Genomic DNA, 16239 nt, shown 5'->3' with positions numbered 1-16239 from the left:
CGTGGCCCGCTACGAATCGCTGATCGCGACGCTCGGTAATACGCCGCTGGTCGGATTGCAGAAATTGTCACCGCAATGGGACGGCGACGATCATGTGCGGCTGTGGGCCAAGCTCGAGGACCGCAATCCCACGGGGTCGATCAAGGACCGTCCCGCGCTGCGGATGATCGAACAGGCCGAGGCCGATGGTCGGCTCACACCCGGGTGCACGATTCTGGAGCCGACCAGCGGCAATACCGGGATTTCGCTCGCCATGGCGGCCAAGCTCAAGGGTTACCGGATTGTGTGCGTGATGCCGGAGAACACCTCGGTGGAGCGGCGTCAGTTGCTGACGATGTTCGGCGCCGAGATCATCGACTCGCCCGCGGCGGGTGGGTCGAATCAGGCGGTGGCCAAGGCCAAGCAGATCGCGGCGGAGAACCCGGATTGGGTGATGCTGTACCAGTACGGCAATCCGGCCAACGCACTCGCGCACTATGAGGGGACCGGGCCGGAATTGCTGGCCGATCTGCCGGAGATCACGCATTTCGTCGCGGGGCTCGGGACTACCGGGACCCTGATGGGCACCGGGCGCTACCTGCGCGAACAGGTGCCGGGAATCGAGATCGTGGCCGCTGAACCCCGGTACGGCGAGCTGGTCTATGGCCTGCGCAATATCGACGAGGGGTTCATTCCCGAGCTCTACGACGAGAAAGTGCTCACCACCCGATTCTCGGTGGGGCCCTACGACGCGGTGAAGCGGACACGCGAACTGGTCGGCGAGGAGGGAATCTTCGCCGGGATCTCCACCGGGGCGATCCTGCACGCCGCGCTCGGTATCGCCAAGAAGGCGCACAAGGCCGGGAAGCGGGCCGATATCGCGTTCGTGGTCGCCGATGGTGGCTGGAAGTATTTGTCTACCGGGGCATACGACGGCACGCTGGACGAAGCCGAGGAGAAGCTGGACGGGCAACTCTGGGCCTGACCCGATGTCACCCGGCTTCGGTACGCTCAGGTCAATGGGCTGTTCGACGGTCCCTTGCCGGAGTGGAGGCGATGTCGATGAGCGGTGGGGTGGGAGCCTCGTTCGATCCCGACCGGATCTCGGGGTTGCGCGGTAGCGCGAGTCCCGGGACCGGTGCCTCGCGTGGTGGGTCGTGGGTCCGGGCGGCGGTGGCGATTCTGGGCTTTGTGGGGGCTCTGTATGTGATCGAGGGCGTCGACATGGTGCTCTCCCACGATCGGCCACCCGGGGCGCCCGGCGAACTGGACGCGGCAGGCATCGAGCCGCGTGCGGTAGCGGGGCTGGACGGCATTCTGTGGGCGCCGCTGCTGCACGGTGGGTGGGAACATCTGTTCGCCAACACGCTGCCGTTGCTGGTGCTCGGGTTCCTCGTGTTGCTCTCCGGGATCGGGCGTGGGATCGCGGCGACGGCGATCATCTGGGTGATCGCGGGCATCGGCACCTGGCTCACCGGGTCGGCGGGGAGTGTGCACGTCGGAGCGTCGTCGATCGTGTTCGGCTGGCTGACTTATCTGATCTGCCGTGGGTGGTTCGCGCGCAATGTGGGGCAGATCGTGGTGGGGCTGGTGATCCTCGTGTTCTACGGCTCGATGCTGTGGGGGGTGCTGCCGAGCGACCCTCGAATTTCTTGGCAGGGGCATCTTTTCGGGGCGGTGGGTGGAGTCCTCGCGGGCTGGGTACTCTCGTCAGATGAACGTCGACGCCGCCGTGGAGCCTCGGTCGGCCGCGCAATACCAACGCGGTAACCGGGGATCCGGTATGGAAATTGGGGGGATCCTGCAGTGAGTACCAGCACGTCGTGGCAGCATGGGGGCATGCGCCTCACCGTTCTCGGGTGCTCGGGCAGCGTGTCCGGCCCGGACTCTCCAGCGTCGGGCTACTTGCTGACGGCTCCTGATATGCGGCCGACCGTCATCGACTTCGGTCCCGGCATTTTCGGCGCGTTGCAGAAGCACATGAACCCGGCCGATGTCGACATCTTCCTCACCCACCTGCACGCGGATCACTGCTTGGATCTGCCCGCGCTGCTGGTGTGGCGTCGCTATCACCCGAATCCGCCGACCGGCAAGGCGCTGGTGCGCGGGCCGTCCGACGCGCCGCTGCGGATCGGAAACGCGTCCGCGGAGATCGGGGGCGAGACCGACGATTGGTCCGATGTGATCGACTCGCAGGCGTGGGTCGAGAACACGCCGATCCCGTTCGGGCCCGGTCACACGGTGGAAGCTCGGCGGATGTTCCACCCGCCGGAGTCCTACGGGCTGCGGATCACCGCGGCCGACGGTCGGGTCTTCGTCTACACCGGCGACACCGCGATGTGCGATGCCGTTGTCGAGTTATCGCAGGGTGCCGACGTGCTCATGGCTGAGGCGTCGTGGACCCACGATCCGGCCAATCGTCCTGCGGGGATTCATCTTTCGGGCACCGAGGCGGGCGAGATCGCCACCCGCGCCGGGGCCAAGGAGCTGTTGCTGACCCACATTCCGCCGTGGACTTCGCGCGAGGATGTGATCGCGGAGGCCAAGGCGGCGTTTTCGGGGCCGGTGCACGCGGTGTCGCCGGGGGAGACGTTCGACCTGTAGGCGGGGATTGCCTGGCGGATTTGGGGTGTGCGGTGTGGGTGGGGGAGTGCGGGTTAGTCTGTCCAGCGTGTCTAGACGAGCTGATGGTAGGGCGGATGACGAACTCCGCGACGTGAAGATCACTCGGGGTTTCACCACGCACCCGGCGGGGTCGGTGCTGGTGGAATTCGGGCAGACGCGGGTGATGTGTACCGCGAGCGTCACCGAGGGGGTGCCGCCGTGGCGCCGGGATTCGGGCCTCGGCTGGCTCACCGCGGAGTACGCGATGCTGCCCGCCGCCACGCACACCCGCAGTGGGCGGGAATCGGTGAAGGGCAAGGTCGGTGGGCGGACGCAGGAGATCAGCAGGCTGATCGGGCGGTCGCTGCGGGCCTGCATCGACCTGGCCGCGCTGGGCGAGAACACGATCGCGCTCGACTGCGATGTGCTGCAGGCCGACGGTGGCACCCGCACCGCCGCGATCACCGGCGCGTATGTGGCGCTCTCGGATGCGGTGACCTATCTGGCCGCCGCGGGCAAACTGGCTGACCCGCAGCCGATTTCGTGCATGATCGCCGCGGTCAGCGTGGGTGTGGTCGATGGGCGCGTTCGCCTGGACCTGCCCTACGAGGAAGACTCGCGCGCCGAGGTCGACATGAACGTGGTCGCCACCGACACCGGAACGCTGGTCGAGATCCAGGGCACCGGCGAGGGCGCGACCTTCCCGCGGTCGACCCTGGACAAGATGCTGGACTCGGCCTTCGCCGGCGCCGAGCAGCTGTTCGCGATCCAGAAGGCGGCGCTGGCGCTGCCGTACCCGGGCACCCTGCCCGAGCCGTCCGCGAAGAAGTAGTCGTGGCCGCGCGCGTGCTGGTGGCCAGCCGAAATGCCAAGAAGCTGAAGGAGCTTCGCCGAATTCTCGATGAAGCCGGTGTGGCCGGCGTCGAATTGGTGAGCCTGAACGAGGTGCCGCCCTACGAGGAGGCACCCGAAACCGGCGCCACCTTCGAGGAGAACGCGATCGCGAAAGCGCGTGACGGTGCTGTCGCGACCGGATTGCCGTGCGTGGCAGACGATTCCGGCATCGAAGTGGATGCGCTGAACGGGATGCCCGGTGTGCTGTCGGCCCGGTGGGCAGGCGGCCACGGCGACGATGCCGCGAACAACACCCTGCTGCTCGCTCAGCTCGGCGACGTCCCCGACGACCGTCGCGGCGCCCGCTTCGTCTCCACCTGCGCGCTGGTACTGCCCGACGGCACGACCACGGTGGTGCGCGGCGAATGGCCGGGCACCATCGCCCGCGAACCCAACGGCGACGGCGGTTTCGGCTACGACCCGCTGTTCCTCCCTGAGGGCGGCACCGGCAGCGCCGCCGAACTCACCCCCGCCGAGAAGGACGCGATCTCGCACCGTGGCCGCGCCCTCACCCAACTGATCCCGGCCCTGGCCGGCCTTGCCTGACGTCTCGAACCAAGATCAACAGGCTCTGCTGCAGAATCTCTCTCAGGCGTTGCTTGCGTGAAGGCCTGGTGATCCCCCGTCCAGGCAGATAACCGTACAACGACAGCGCCGCCGCTCCGGATTACCGGGGCGGCGGCGCTTTTCGGCTAGGTCAGACGCTGTATTGCTGCTTGACGTCCTTGGCGTTGCGGTGCTCGACGAAGAACGACAGCAGGGGGATGGTGCCTGCGATGAGGGTGCCGACGGTGCGGCCGATGGGCCAGCGAACCTTCACGGCGAGGTCGGCGGTGACCAGCAGGTAGGCGAAGTACACCCAGCCGTGCACGACCGCGATCCAGCTGGGGGTGTCGACGCCGAAGCCGTACTTGGCGATCATCTCGATGGTGAGCAGCAGCAGCCACAGGCCGGTGACCCAGGCGAGCACGCGGTAGCGCTGCAGCGCCGAGGCGATCTTGGCGGTGGGGGCGCTGCCCGCAGGGGCGCTGCCCGCGGGCGCGGCGATGTCTTTGTCCAGCGACGGTGCGGTGGTGTTGTTGTCGGTCACCCGGCGTTCCTCTCGGGGGAGCGCAAGCCGGCGGTGCGGACCTGCGCATCGATGTCGCTGGCGTGCAGTTGCGCCAGGTACTGGTTGTAGGCGGCCGTTTCCGGGTCGTCGGCCGGGGCGGCCTTCGGGCGTTCGGGCAGGATGCCCGCGGGGATCTCGCGTGGCGCCTCGGCTTTGCCCGTACTCGGCGGCGCGGGCTCGTCGGCCTCGCGTTCCAGTCGCACGAACCGCACATAGGCGAACACCGCGAACGCGGCGAACAGCGGCCACTGCAGTGCGTAGCCGAGATTCTTGCCGGTCCCCGACACCGAATCGAACCGCTCCCACTGCCACCAGGCCAGCGCCAGACAGCCGAGCGCGACGACACAGACCAGCGCGATCAGGGCCGGACGGTTGTACGCCGGGCGAGGAGGTGGAACGGACACGCGCTCCACGGTACCCGCCTACTACAGGCTGCGTAGGGGCAGGTCGCAGCCGCGGCGAACCCCGGAGGCGGACGTCACAGCACAGCACGGTGGTCCGGGGTGCACGCCGGACCACCGTGCTCGGTGCTCGGGGGACCAGCGTTCATGCCCGCTGCGCCGCGACCGTCGCCCGTGGGCCGGAATCGATGCCACACGTGAGCCTCGGTCGGTGGTGATGGCGTGCGGTCGGGTGGTTCCGGTCGAGTAGTCAGTGCGGTGCCCTCGTACGGAAGGTCTGCCGGTAGGCGGTGGGGGAGACACCGATGGTGGCCGCGAGGTGCTGGCGCAAGGAGGCGGCGGTGCCGAGGCCTGCTTCGGCGGCGACGCGGTCGATCGGCAGCTCGGTGACTTCGAGCAGGTGACGAGCATGATCGACGCGTTGGCGGATCAACCACCGGCCGGGTGGCAGCCCGGTTTCCTCGCGGAAGCGGCGGCAGAAGGTGCGCACACTCATGCGGGCGTGGGCGGCGAGTTCGGTGAGCGGGAGCGGACGGTCCAGGTGGGTCATCGCCCACGCGCGGGTCTCGGCGGTGCTCTCGGCGGCGGTTTCCGGGATCGGGCGATCGATGAACTGGGCTTGCCCGCCGTCGCGCCACGGCGGCACGATGCACAAGCGAGCGACCCGATTGGCGACGGCGCTGCCGTGATCGCGGCGCACCAGGTGCAGGCACAGGTCGATGCCCGCGGCGCTGCCCGCCGCGGTGAGAATGCGGTCGTCGTCGACGAACAGCACGTCGGCGTCCATGCGTACCTGCGGAAACAGCGCGCGGAAACGGTCGGCTTGTGCCCAGTGGGTGGTTGCCTTCCGGTCATCGAGGAGGCCGAGGTTGGCCAGTGCGAAGGCCGCCGTGCAGAAGCTGACGATGCGGGCTCCGGGAGGCAGTCTGGCCAGCGCGTCCGGTAATTCCGGTGGCATCCAGTCTGTTTCGGCACCGTCGCAACCGGAGAACGGGGGAATTACCAGGGTGTCGGCCTCGTCGAGCGTGGTGCTGTCACCGGACACCGAGATCAAGTAGTCAGCGTTGGTCTGCACCGGGGCGCCGTCGAAGCTGCAGGTACGGATTTCGTAGAGCGGCGCGCCATCGGTCGCGGCCGCGGTGCCGAAAATTCTGGCGGGAATGCCGAGTTCGAACGGATACACGCCGTCTACGGCCAGAACCACCACGCGATGCATGGCAAGATCCTTGCACATCTTGGCTTTCTTGCCACTCGTCGCCGGATCACTGACCCGGCATCGTGGTCTCCACACGGTCGGATCGCTCCGAATCGGCCTGGGATACACAGGGAGACAAGCCATGCGGGCAATCGGTCAGGACACCTTCGGCGGACCCGAGGTGCTGCGCGTGATCGAGGTCGACAAGCCGAGTCCAGGACCGGCCGAGGTGCTGATCCGCGTGCACGCGGCCGGGGTGAACCCCACCGATTCGTGGCATCGCGGCACCGGCGGACTGCTCGGCGCGATCGCACCACTGGGTTGGGATGTGTCCGGCGTGGTCGAGGCCGTCGGCACCGGGGTCACCCTGTTCGTGCCCGGCGACGAGGTGTTCGGCATGCCGCGTCAGCCGCGCGCCGCGGGCGCCTACGCCGAGTACATCACCTCACCGGCCCGCCATCTCGCGCACAAGCCGTCGAACCTCACCCACGTCGAGGCGGCTGCCCTGCCGCTGGTCTCACTGACCGCCTGGCAAGCACTCGTCGACACCGCCGACGTACAGCCAGGACAGCGCGTCCTGATCCACGCCGCCGCGGGCGGGGTCGGCCACGTCGCGGTGCAGATCGCCAAGGCGCGCGGCGCGTACGTCATCGCCACGGCACGCGCCGACAATCACGACTTCGTCCGCGATCTCGGTGCCGACGAGGTGATCGACTACACGACAACAGATTTCGTCGACGCGGCCGCGGACATCGACATCGTCGTCGACACCATCGGCGGCGAATACGGCCCGCGTTCCCTGCGGACCCTGCGCCCCGGCGGCATCGTCGTCTCGCTGGCTTCCCCGGCGGAAGCCGCCTTGGTGGAAGTTGCCCACCCGCTCGGCCTGCGTGCCGGGTTCATGATCGTCGAAGCCGACCGTGCGGGCATGCGCGCCATCGCGGACCTGGTCGAAACAGGTGCGCTGCGACCTCACGTGGCGACCGTTCTGCCGCTGGATCTCGTGAGCAAGGCCCACGAGATCAGCGACAATCAGCGCACCCGCGGCAAGATCGTGCTCTCGGTTGTGGAATGAGAATTATCAGAACTTGTAGCTGATCCCGGTCATCCGCTCGGATTCCTCCCACAGCCTGCGCAGCAGCTCCGGGTCGCGCGAGATCTTGCTCGACGGGCACGCCTCGACCGGCCCCTGCGACTGCATCAACCGATTGGGGCCCCAATAGGTGGTGGGGTCGGCGTCGGGTTCGGTCGCCGCGAACAGGGTGGAGTGGGCGGCCTTGTGCGGCGGGTGGCCGATGAGCTTGATGAACGGCTTGCTGACCTTGTCGAGGGGGGTCTCGGTGCGGGCGAACAGGTCCGTCGCCGAGACCCCGGGGTGCACGGCGTAGGACTTCTTCGCCGAGCCGGCTTCGGTGAGCCTGCGCTGTAGTTCACGGCCGAACATCAGGTTGGCGAGCTTGGCCTGGGCGTAGGCGAGATTGCGCTGGTAGCGACGGTTCTCGTAGTTGAGGTCGTCGATCCATAGCTTCGGCGTCTGCTTGTGCGCGATGCTGGCGATCGACACCACCCGGTCGCGGACGCGGTCGAGCAGCAGTCCCGTGAGCGCGAAATGGCCGAGGTGGTTGACACCGAACTGGGTTTCGAACCCGTCGGCGGTACGCGAGAACGGGATGTTCATCAGGCCCGCGTTATTGATCAGCACATCGAATTCGCCCTGCTGGTCGGCGAATTCGCGCACGGAAGCCAGGTCGGCCAGGTCTAGCGTGGCCACCCGTACGTCGCCGGGGATGGCGTCGGCGATCGGCTGCGCCTTGCTCGCATTGCGGCAGGCCATGATCACGGTGGCGCCTTTGCCTGCCAGCGCCTTGGTGGTTTCGGCACCGAGGCCGCCGTTGGCCCCGGTGATCACGAATGTGCGCCCGGACTGGTCCGCGATGTCAGTTGGTTTCCATGCCATGCGCCTATCTTACTCCGGAGTAAGATAGGAGGGAAGCGTCAGCCGAGTAATCCGGTCAGCGTACGGGCGCAGGCAGGTTTGCGCAGCTTGGTCATGGCTTTCGCCTCGATCTGGCGTGCCCGTTCGCGGGAGAAGCCGAGCACCGAGCCCACCTCCTCCAGCGTGCGGCCTTCACCGCGGTCGAGGCCGAAACGCAGCCGGATGACGGCGGATTCGCGTTCGGTGAGCACCGCCAAGGCCGCCTCGACGTAGCCGCCGAGCATCCGATCCGCGACCACATCCGCCGGCGCGGGCGTGTTGTCGGGCAGTAGTGAGCCCAGGTCGGTGTCCTCGCCGACGGGCGCGTGCAGCGATACCGGCTCGGCTTCGTGCCGCAGCACCGCCTCGACCTGCGCGACGGTGAGCTCGGCGCCCGCGGCCAGTTCCTCCGTCGTGGCCGCGCGCCCCAACCGGTGGGTGAGCTCGCGCCGCACCCGGATCACCCGGTGCAGCACGTCGGCCACATTCGAGGGCAGCCGGATCGTGCGCCCCTGATCGGTGAGCGCGCGACCGATCGACTGCCGGATCCAGTACGTCGCGTAGGTGGAGAGCTTGAGTCCGCGCTCGTGGTCGAACTTCTCCACCGCGCGCATCAGCCCGAGCGTGCCCTCCTGGATCAGATCGAGCAGCGACATGCCGGTGTTGGTCGGAAACCGGCGCGCGATGGAGACGACCAGGCGCAGATTCGCCCGCACCATCTGATCTTTCGCGCGCAGACCGTCGAGTTCGTCGCGGCGCAACAGCTCTCGTCGTGCTGCGGTGAGTTCGACACCGGCTGAATCATTTTCGGCCAATTCGGCGCGCGCGGCGGCACCGGTGGCAATGCGTGCTCCGAGGGCGTATTCCTGCTCGGCGGTCAGCAGGGGAGTGCGGCCGATGGCGGTCAGGTAGTCGCGAATGGGGTCGGCGGTGACGGTCAAGAGAGCTCCCGGGGTGTGCGACGAACAGGGTGGGCCGGCAACCGGCGGGGCGAGTGGATCGCCCCGCCGGTCGGGTTGGTCAGCGTCCGGGGATGCGGATCGGACGGCGCACGGTGGTCGAGCGGGTCTGCGCACCGCGGATCGCCGAACCGGAGCCGCTTCGGCGCGTGGACGGGAACTGTGCGGCCGCGCTGGCCCGGCGCGGCGTCGGCAAGGTCAGCGGCTCCGGCGCGGAGAGTGCGTCGCGGAATGTCGTGTATCGGGCCATATCGGCTGCTCCTTCGTGGGTGGAACGGGCACTGAGGGGCTCGGCGGCGATATCGGTTCCGTGCGGCATGCGCTGTCTCCTTCGATCGTGTCGCTTGCGGCGACGAACACAAACTTAGAACGAACCTAAAAATATGTCAAGAACAAATTTAGGACGAATTCAGATACGCTGGAGACATGACGACGCAACCGGGCCTACGGGCGAGGAAGAAGCAGCAGACCAGGGAGCAGATCTCGGACCGGGCGACCGAGCTGTTCCTGGCTCGCGGATTCGACCGGGTGACCATCGCCGAGGTGGCGGCAGCCGCCGACGTCGCCAAGATGACGGTCACCAACTACTTCCCCCGCAAAGAAGACCTCGCCCTCGACCTGGGGGAGATCTACATCGACCAGCTCGCCGCGATCGTGCGCGAACGCGCGCCGGGCCAATCGGCACTGGCCGCGCTGCGCCACGCCTACCTGGCGGCGGTGGCGGCGCAGAGCCAAATCATCGGCTTCAGCGGAGAGCCGTTCGCGAGAATGATCGCCGACAGCCCCGCGCTGACGGCGCGCGTGCGCGAGTTCCACGACGACCGTCAGGTGGCGCTGGCGAAAGCGCTCGCCACGGAGACGGGCGCCGACCCGGGCGATATCACCCCGCGCGTCGCCGCGGCCCAACTCGCCAGTGTCCAGCGGGTGTTGTTCGACGAGATCACACGCCGCACGCTCGACGGTGAATCCGCCACCGAGATCGCCACTGCGCTGACCCGCGATGCCGAGATCGCCTTCGACGCGCTCGAGCCCGGGCTGGGAAATTACGCCGTGCGCTGAGTGATCGGCGGCGATTGCTGCCGTGTCACTGGGCTCCGGTGCCGGACCTGAAAGCCCATACTGGGCCAATGCCGGATGGTGTTGCTGTAGACAAGCCCGTCGAACCGATGAGCAAGGCGAAGATCAACATCGTCTTCGCGACGGTCGTGCTCGGCATGCTCATGGCCGCACTCGACCAGACCATCGTGTCGGCAGCGCTGCCCTCGATCGTCGCCGACCTCGGCAGCGCGGGGCACATGGCCTGGGTGGTGACCGCTTACCTGCTCGCCGAGGCCGTCGCGACCGTGCTCGCGGGCAAACTCGGTGACCTGTTCGGCCGCAAGCTGCTGTTCCAGATCAGCGGCATCATCTTCATCGCGGGCTCGGCGCTGGCCGGTGTCGCGGGCGGCATGGTCATGCTGATCGTGGCGCGCGGGATCCAGGGTGTCGGCGCTGGCGGGTTGATGGTCACCTCGATGGCCCTGATCGCCGACACCATTCCGCTGCGTGAACGCGGCAAATATCAGGGCGCGCTCGGCGCGGTGTTCGGCGTGACCACCGTCATCGGGCCAACCCTCGGTGGCCTGTTCACCGACCACGCCAGCTGGCGCTGGTGCTTCTACGTGAATGTGCCGATCGCGATCATCATGGTGGTGATGGCGGCGCGTACGCTGCCGCACCTGCGCGCGGTCGCCCGGCCGGTGATCGACTACCTCGGCATCGGCCTGATCGCGCTCGGGGTCTCGGCGCTGATCCTCGGGCTCGAGTTCGGCGGCAACGAATATCCGTGGGGCTCTTGGCAGATCATCGGCTTGTTCGTGCTGGCCGTGCTGCTGATCACCGGGTTCGTGCTGGTGGAGAACCGGGCGAAGGCACCGATGCTGCCGATGCGGTTGTTCAGCAGCCGGGTGTTCACGGTGTCGTCGGTGCTCAGTTTCATCGTCGGCTTCGCGATGCTCGGCTCGATGACCTACCTGCCCGCCTACCTGCAATATGTCGACGGTGCGACGGCGACGATCTCCGGCGTGCGAACGCTGCCGCTGGTGGTCGGGCTGTTCATCACGTCGATCTTCTCCGGTCAGGTCGTCGGAAAGACCGGGCAGTACCGGTACTTCCCGGTCGTCGGCATGGCCGTGATGGCGGTGGGTCTTGGCCTGATGTCGACGATGGGATACGAGACGAGCATCTGGCTGGAATCGCTGTACATGCTGATTCTCGGCGCCGGACTCGGCTTGTCGATGCAGGTGCTCACCATCGTCGTGCAGAACACCGTGCCCTACGCCGATCTCGGCACCGCTACCTCGGGCGTCACCTTCTTCCGCACCCTCGGCAGCGCGTTCGGTACCGCGGTCTTCGGCACGCTCTACACCAACCAGAGCACGACCGCGCTGGAGAACGCGTTGAGACAGACGCCCGGCGTCTCGCCCGAGGTGGCGGCGAATCCGAAGCTGCTGCGGGAACTGCCCCACGAGCAGGCGGCGCCCATCGTCGACGCCTACGCGCAGTCGATCGACCACGTGTTCCGCTGGGTCGTTCCGGTGGCGCTGGTCGGTTTCGTCGTCGCCTGGTTCCTGCCGCAGGTGCGGCTGCGTGACAGCGCCCGCCACGGTGCAGGCGATGTCGGCGAGGGATTCTCGGTGCCCGATTCGCCCGACCGGGTGGTGCAGCTCGAACGTGCGGTCGCCACGACGGTGCGCAAGGCCAGGGCGGAGAAACCGCTCATCCCCGAGCTCATCGCGGCCTCCGGCAGCACGCTGCGGCCGGACGCGGCGTGGGCGCTGGGGCAGGTGTACCTCTACGCCAAGGAGGGTGCGCCTGCCTCGGTGTATGCCATCGCCTACCGACACCGGCTGCCGGTAGAGGTGCTCTCGCCGGTCTTCCGGCAGGCCGCCGACGCGGGTCTGCTGCGCGATGACGCGGGCACCCTCACGCTGACCGGCGACGGTAGCGCCGAGGTCGACAAGCTGCGAGCGGGCTGGCGGCGCTGGCTCGGCGACCGTCTCGACGACTGGAATTCCGAGGATCCGGTAGACCGCGCACTGCTGGACGAGGCGCTGTCGAAGATCGCGGCCCAGTTGCTCGACCAGGGCGCTGATAGCAGCGAGGTATCGAAAGTCTGAATTCGGCTGTTCACTCCGCTGGACAAACCTTGCCGCCGAATACTCGTAGACGTATATTCGTAGACGAGTAAGGAGGTAGTGATGGCTACGAAGCGCAAAGTGAACAACCTGCTGGCGCTCGCCGTGCTCTCGGTGATCGTGCAGCGTCCGATGCACCGCTACGAGATCGCCGCCACCCTGCGCGCCCACGGCAAAGACCGCGACATGGACATCAAGTGGGGCTCGCTCTACACCGTCGTGCAGAACATGGAGAAAGCCGGATTCCTCGAGGTGATCGGCAGCGAACGTGACGGCGCGCGCCCCGAGCGGGTGATCTACCGGATCACCGACGCGGGCCGCGCCGAGATGGCGGACTGGACCCGCGAACTGCTCGCCGCGCCCGAGCCCGAACACCACCGGTTCACCGCGGGCCTGTCGATTCTGGCGGTGCTGCCACCGGACGAGGTGGCCGTCCTGCTCGGCACACGGATCGCGGCCTTGGAGCAGACCATCGCGACCACCAGGGCCGAGCTGACCGAACTGACGCTGCCGCGGCTGTTTCTCGTCGAATCCGAATTCGGCTTGGCGATGCTGGAAGCCGAGGCGAGCTGGGCGCGCTCCCTGCGTGACGAACTCGCCGCGGGCACCTTCGAGGGCCTCGAGCTTTGGCGGCAGTGGCATGTCGACGGCATGCCCGCCGACAAGATTCCCGAACTCGGCGAGAGGGGGAACGACTAGCTCCGCCCAAGACCCGGACCCGGTGGTGTGCGGCAACACCCCACCGAGCCCGAGAAACCGTCCCGAAACCAGGCGCGCCCGGCCTCGAGGTGAGGCAACCACAGGATAGCTGGGTGGCGCCGACACTGATCTGGAGATCACCCATGTCCACCACCCGTTCCGCATTGATCATCGGCGGCGGCATCGCCGGACCCGTCGCCGCCACCGCCCTCCATAAAGCGGGCATCGACGCCCACGTCTACGAGGCCTATTCCGGTCCGTCCGAGGGCATCGGCTCCGGGCTCGCGCTGGCACCCAACGGCGTCGCGGCGCTCGACATCATCGGTGCAGGCGACGCGGTGCGCGAGATCGCCTTGCCGGTCGCGCAGATGCGATTGCGCGTCAGCGGTCGCGAACACGTTTTGCCGGTGCTGGCCGATCAGCCGCCGCTACAGGCCGTCGACCGCGGTGAATTGCACCGGACCCTGCACGATCACGCGGTCGCCGCGGGCGTGCCGTTCAGCTACGACAAGCGGCTGACGAGCGTCGACGAACATCCCGAGGGCGTCACCGCGCACTTCACCGACGGCTCCACCGCGACCGCCGACGTCCTCCTCGGAGCCGACGGAATCCGTTCCACCGTACGAAGTTTGATCGACCCGGCCGCGCCGGGACCCGACTACACCGGCATGCTCGGCTTCGGTGCCCTGGTCGAATCCGGTCTCGACCTGCCCGACGACACCATGGTGTTCGCCTTCGGCGCCAAGGCCTACTACCTGTACTGGAAGCTGGCCGACGGTCGGGTGGCGTGGGGTGCGAATCTGCCGAGCAAGCAATACCTTTCGCTCACCGAAGCACGTGGCCTGCCCGCCGAGCACTGGCTGGAGGTGCTACGCGAGACCTACGCCCCCGACTCTCCCGGCGCCGAATTCGCCCGCCGCACCACGGCACAAAACCTCGAGATAACCGGTGCGCTGCACATCATGCCGCCGGTGCCGCACTGGTATCGCGACCGCATGGTGCTGGTCGGTGACTCGGTGCACGCACCGTCGAACAGCTCGGGACAGGGTGCGTCACTGGCGATCGAGAGCGCCGTGCAGCTGGCGCGCTGCCTGCGCGATATCGCCGCGCCGACCGAGGCTTTCGCGGTCTACGAGCGGTTGCGCCGGGCGCGCGTGGAAGGCGTCGCGGCGCGCGCGGCGAAGATCAACCACAGCAAGACCCCTGGCCCGTTCGCCCGCAAGATGATGAACGCGATGATGCCGCTCATGGTCAGAACGGTGATGAACCCGGAGAAGACGATGGGCGCCGAACGGCGTTACCGCATCGATTGGAACGCGCCCGTGCAGGCGGAATCGGCCGCTACCGCGGGCTGACCCGCACCGCCCTCGGTCACGGCAGGCGACCGAGGGCTATCCGCGCTCCGGTGTCTGCCACCCGCGGGTGAAGGCGGTGACACACAGGACGAGCCACAGCAGCCCGATGATCCAACCGGCCAGCACATCGGTGGTCCAATGGACGCCGAGGTAGATGCGCGACAACCCGACGGCGACGGGAAAGACGACCGCCAGCACGGTCGCGGCCATCCGGACCCAGTGCTTGGTGATCTGGGGAATCAGGACGATCGCCACGATGCCGACGACCACCGTGGAGCCGAGCGTGTGCCCCGACGGATAGGACAGGCTGGGTTCGAAGACCATCCGCGACGTTTCGGGCGGCCGATTGCGCCCGACGAGACGTTTGATCACCCACACCAGTACACCCGCTCCCAGCGACGTGATCGCGACCAGAGTGGCTACCGGTAGATTGCGCCGCAGCACGAACCAGCCGACGGCGAGCGCCGCCAGAATCGCCATCGACAGCGTGTCGCCCAGGTCGGTGATCACCGCGGCGATGCTGGTGAGCGGTTCGCCTCGGTGCGCGATCATCCAGTCGAGTACCCCGGTGTCCATCCCGCTGATGCCGCTGGTGACCTGCCAGGTGAGGGCGGTGATCAGCACCGCCGCGGTCGCGATCAGAGCTGCCACGATCGGCGTCCGGCGGCACAGCGAGGTCCACGCGACGTCAGGGGGCGGAGGCTGTCGATAGGCAGTCGGCATGGCTACCAGATTGCCAGCTGGAGCCTCAGGCTTCGAAGACGACCGTGTTCCCGGCGACATCGCGGGTGCCCGCGTCCTTCTTGATCGCCTTCACCAAGTCGGCGACGCAGTCCCAGGTGCGCGGAGGTTCGCAGTCGATGTTGCCGATCGTGTACCAGGTATCGGTGCCGCGGTAGCGGACGAGGCCCTTGCCCGCATCGTCGAGCATGACATCGAGCTCGCCGGACACCGTCCCTTCCTCTTCGGTCATGACGGCGCTCTCGGCGGTGATCTCGATGGGCTCGCTTATGTGAACTCTCCTCGGCGGAGGCAGTCATCGACTGCGGTGCGCAACGCGGTGTGCTCGGCGGTATCAACGGTCAAGGCGTATTTTACCTTCACTTTGACGTAGTGCTCGACATAGGCACACCGGAAGTTGCCGGGCGGCAAGTAGTTCGCGGGATCCTGATCACCCTTGGATCGGTTGGCCGACGGGTCGGCGGCGACCAGGTTCATCGAGTCGTTGGCGATGCGGCGGCGGGTGTCCTCGTCGCGGTCGGCCGCACCGGATCGCCAGGCTTCGGCAAGGGCGACAATGTGTTCGGCGTCGACCTTGGACGGATCGGTGATGAACTTGTACGGCCCGAGTTCGCCGGTCTTCTTGTCGACGAAACCGTAGTGGTCCTGCCAGCCGCCGCCGGACTCGACTTTCAGATCGCAGGTCTTGGCGTCGAGGCTGACCTTGCCGGTGGCGTCGCGCAGCATCATCACCTCGCGGCTGGTGCATTTCGCGTACTCGGCCAGGTCGCCGGTGAAGCCGTGCTCGGGCTTGTTGGTGTCCCAGTGCGGGAACTTCTCGCGCGTGTAGCCCGTCATCGGGCCTTCCTTCGCGACGACGAGGGTGGCGACCAGGTCGCCGACTTCCTTGCCCGACACCGTCGCCGCACCCGCCGAACCAGGGCCGGGCGCGGTCGGACTCACCTTGTCCAGCAACGAGTTCGCGATAGTGACCACCACGGCCAGACACACCGCCGCGGCGAGGGCGAGCAGGGCTCGACCCAGGGGAGAACCGCTGATCGAAGACCACTTCATGCCCGTACCACCCAGATGCTTCGTCGAAAAATGAACCGGCACAACCTAACGGCCGCACCAGCTGTCGTCAGTGATTGTCCGCTATGAGGTTCCGCAC

The 16239-nt window shown here is 67.5% G+C and carries 19 protein-coding genes; 10 read left to right on the top strand and 9 right to left on the bottom strand.

From position 1 onward, the window contains the following. The first annotated feature begins 1 nt into the window (after position 1). The 5 genes from ACFXKN_RS30390 (at position 2) to rdgB (ending at position 4023) form a co-directional block, all read left to right on the top strand. Complete coding sequence (locus tag ACFXKN_RS30390) at positions 2-964, top strand: PLP-dependent cysteine synthase family protein (RefSeq protein WP_378973633.1); 963 nt, start codon at positions 2-4, stop codon at positions 962-964. 77 nt (positions 965-1041) lie between these two features. Beyond that, positions 1042-1749 carry a rhomboid family intramembrane serine protease gene (locus ACFXKN_RS30385; protein ID WP_379434289.1) on the top strand — a complete coding sequence of 236 codons (708 nt, stop codon included), beginning with the start codon at positions 1042-1044 and terminating at the stop codon, positions 1747-1749. A gap of 69 nt (positions 1750-1818) precedes the next feature. Further along, a complete protein-coding gene (locus tag ACFXKN_RS30380; protein ID WP_378973827.1) occupies positions 1819-2583 on the top strand; it encodes a cyclic nucleotide-degrading phosphodiesterase in 765 nt (254 codons plus the stop codon). A gap of 67 nt (positions 2584-2650) precedes the next feature. Then, complete coding sequence (rph, locus tag ACFXKN_RS30375; protein WP_378638916.1) at positions 2651-3415, top strand: ribonuclease PH; 765 nt, start codon at positions 2651-2653, stop codon at positions 3413-3415. Positions 3416-3417: 2 nt separating this feature from the next. Further along, complete coding sequence (gene rdgB, locus ACFXKN_RS30370) at positions 3418-4023, top strand: RdgB/HAM1 family non-canonical purine NTP pyrophosphatase (RefSeq protein WP_378973653.1); 606 nt, start codon at positions 3418-3420, stop codon at positions 4021-4023. Between the two features lie 151 nt (positions 4024-4174). Here the strand turns inward: rdgB and ACFXKN_RS30365 are convergent, their stop codons facing one another. From ACFXKN_RS30365 to ACFXKN_RS30355, 3 genes are all read right to left on the bottom strand, one after another. Beyond that, positions 4175-4525 (bottom strand): DUF3817 domain-containing protein, encoded by a 351-nt coding sequence (locus ACFXKN_RS30365; protein ID WP_378973832.1) that lies wholly within the window; start codon positions 4523-4525, stop codon positions 4175-4177. Positions 4526-4563: 38 nt separating this feature from the next. After that, positions 4564-4992, bottom strand: coding sequence for a transcriptional regulator (locus tag ACFXKN_RS30360; protein ID WP_378973658.1), 429 nt, complete (start codon positions 4990-4992; stop codon positions 4564-4566). Positions 4993-5239: 247 nt separating this feature from the next. Next, positions 5240-6205: a GlxA family transcriptional regulator gene (locus ACFXKN_RS30355; RefSeq protein ID WP_378973663.1), complete on the bottom strand. Its 966-nt coding sequence runs from the start codon at positions 6203-6205 to the stop codon at positions 5240-5242. 121 nt (positions 6206-6326) lie between these two features. Here ACFXKN_RS30355 and ACFXKN_RS30350 point away from each other — a divergent pair, with 121 nt between their 5' ends. After that, positions 6327-7259 (top strand): NADP-dependent oxidoreductase, encoded by a 933-nt coding sequence (locus ACFXKN_RS30350; RefSeq protein WP_378973669.1) that lies wholly within the window; start codon positions 6327-6329, stop codon positions 7257-7259. Between the two features lie 6 nt (positions 7260-7265). On the opposite strand, the gene ACFXKN_RS30345 is transcribed toward ACFXKN_RS30350, so the two are convergent. The 3 genes from ACFXKN_RS30345 to ACFXKN_RS30335 all read right to left on the bottom strand — a co-directional run bounded on the left by ACFXKN_RS30345 (position 7266) and on the right by ACFXKN_RS30335 (position 9437). Then, complete coding sequence (locus ACFXKN_RS30345) at positions 7266-8141, bottom strand: oxidoreductase (RefSeq protein ID WP_378973673.1); 876 nt, start codon at positions 8139-8141, stop codon at positions 7266-7268. Between the two features lie 38 nt (positions 8142-8179). Beyond that, complete coding sequence (locus ACFXKN_RS30340) at positions 8180-9100, bottom strand: RNA polymerase sigma factor RpoD/SigA (RefSeq protein ID WP_378973678.1); 921 nt, start codon at positions 9098-9100, stop codon at positions 8180-8182. A gap of 79 nt (positions 9101-9179) precedes the next feature. After that, a complete protein-coding gene (locus ACFXKN_RS30335; protein ID WP_378973681.1) occupies positions 9180-9437 on the bottom strand; it encodes a hypothetical protein in 258 nt (85 codons plus the stop codon). Positions 9438-9544: 107 nt separating this feature from the next. Here ACFXKN_RS30335 and ACFXKN_RS30330 point away from each other — a divergent pair, with 107 nt between their 5' ends. The 4 genes from ACFXKN_RS30330 to ACFXKN_RS30315 all read left to right on the top strand — a co-directional run bounded on the left by ACFXKN_RS30330 (position 9545) and on the right by ACFXKN_RS30315 (position 14348). After that, positions 9545-10177: a TetR/AcrR family transcriptional regulator gene (locus ACFXKN_RS30330; RefSeq protein WP_378973686.1), complete on the top strand. Its 633-nt coding sequence runs from the start codon at positions 9545-9547 to the stop codon at positions 10175-10177. 68 nt (positions 10178-10245) lie between these two features. After that, complete coding sequence (locus ACFXKN_RS30325; protein WP_379434288.1) at positions 10246-12276, top strand: MDR family MFS transporter; 2031 nt, start codon at positions 10246-10248, stop codon at positions 12274-12276. 81 nt (positions 12277-12357) lie between these two features. Further along, complete coding sequence (locus ACFXKN_RS30320; RefSeq protein WP_378973700.1) at positions 12358-12993, top strand: PadR family transcriptional regulator; 636 nt, start codon at positions 12358-12360, stop codon at positions 12991-12993. Positions 12994-13136: 143 nt separating this feature from the next. Next, positions 13137-14348 (top strand): FAD-dependent oxidoreductase, encoded by a 1212-nt coding sequence (locus tag ACFXKN_RS30315; RefSeq protein ID WP_378973705.1) that lies wholly within the window; start codon positions 13137-13139, stop codon positions 14346-14348. Positions 14349-14384: 36 nt separating this feature from the next. On the opposite strand, the gene ACFXKN_RS30310 is transcribed toward ACFXKN_RS30315, so the two are convergent. The 3 genes from ACFXKN_RS30310 to ACFXKN_RS30300 form a co-directional block, all read right to left on the bottom strand. Next, a complete protein-coding gene (locus ACFXKN_RS30310; protein WP_378973712.1) occupies positions 14385-14999 on the bottom strand; it encodes a phosphatase PAP2 family protein in 615 nt (204 codons plus the stop codon). Positions 15000-15096: 97 nt separating this feature from the next. Continuing rightward, positions 15097-15321 carry a hypothetical protein gene (locus ACFXKN_RS30305; RefSeq protein ID WP_266296076.1) on the bottom strand — a complete coding sequence of 75 codons (225 nt, stop codon included), beginning with the start codon at positions 15319-15321 and terminating at the stop codon, positions 15097-15099. Positions 15322-15356: 35 nt separating this feature from the next. Next, entirely contained in the window at positions 15357-16142 is a 786-nt protein-coding gene (locus ACFXKN_RS30300) for an HNH endonuclease family protein (RefSeq protein ID WP_378973717.1), read from the bottom strand. Positions 16143-16239: the final 97 nt, after the last annotated feature.

Source organism: Nocardia sp. NPDC059195 (genome assembly GCF_042754695.1).
Lineage (GTDB): Bacteria > Actinomycetota > Actinomycetes > Mycobacteriales > Mycobacteriaceae > Nocardia.
This window is presented reverse-complemented; position numbering and strand designations above follow the sequence as displayed.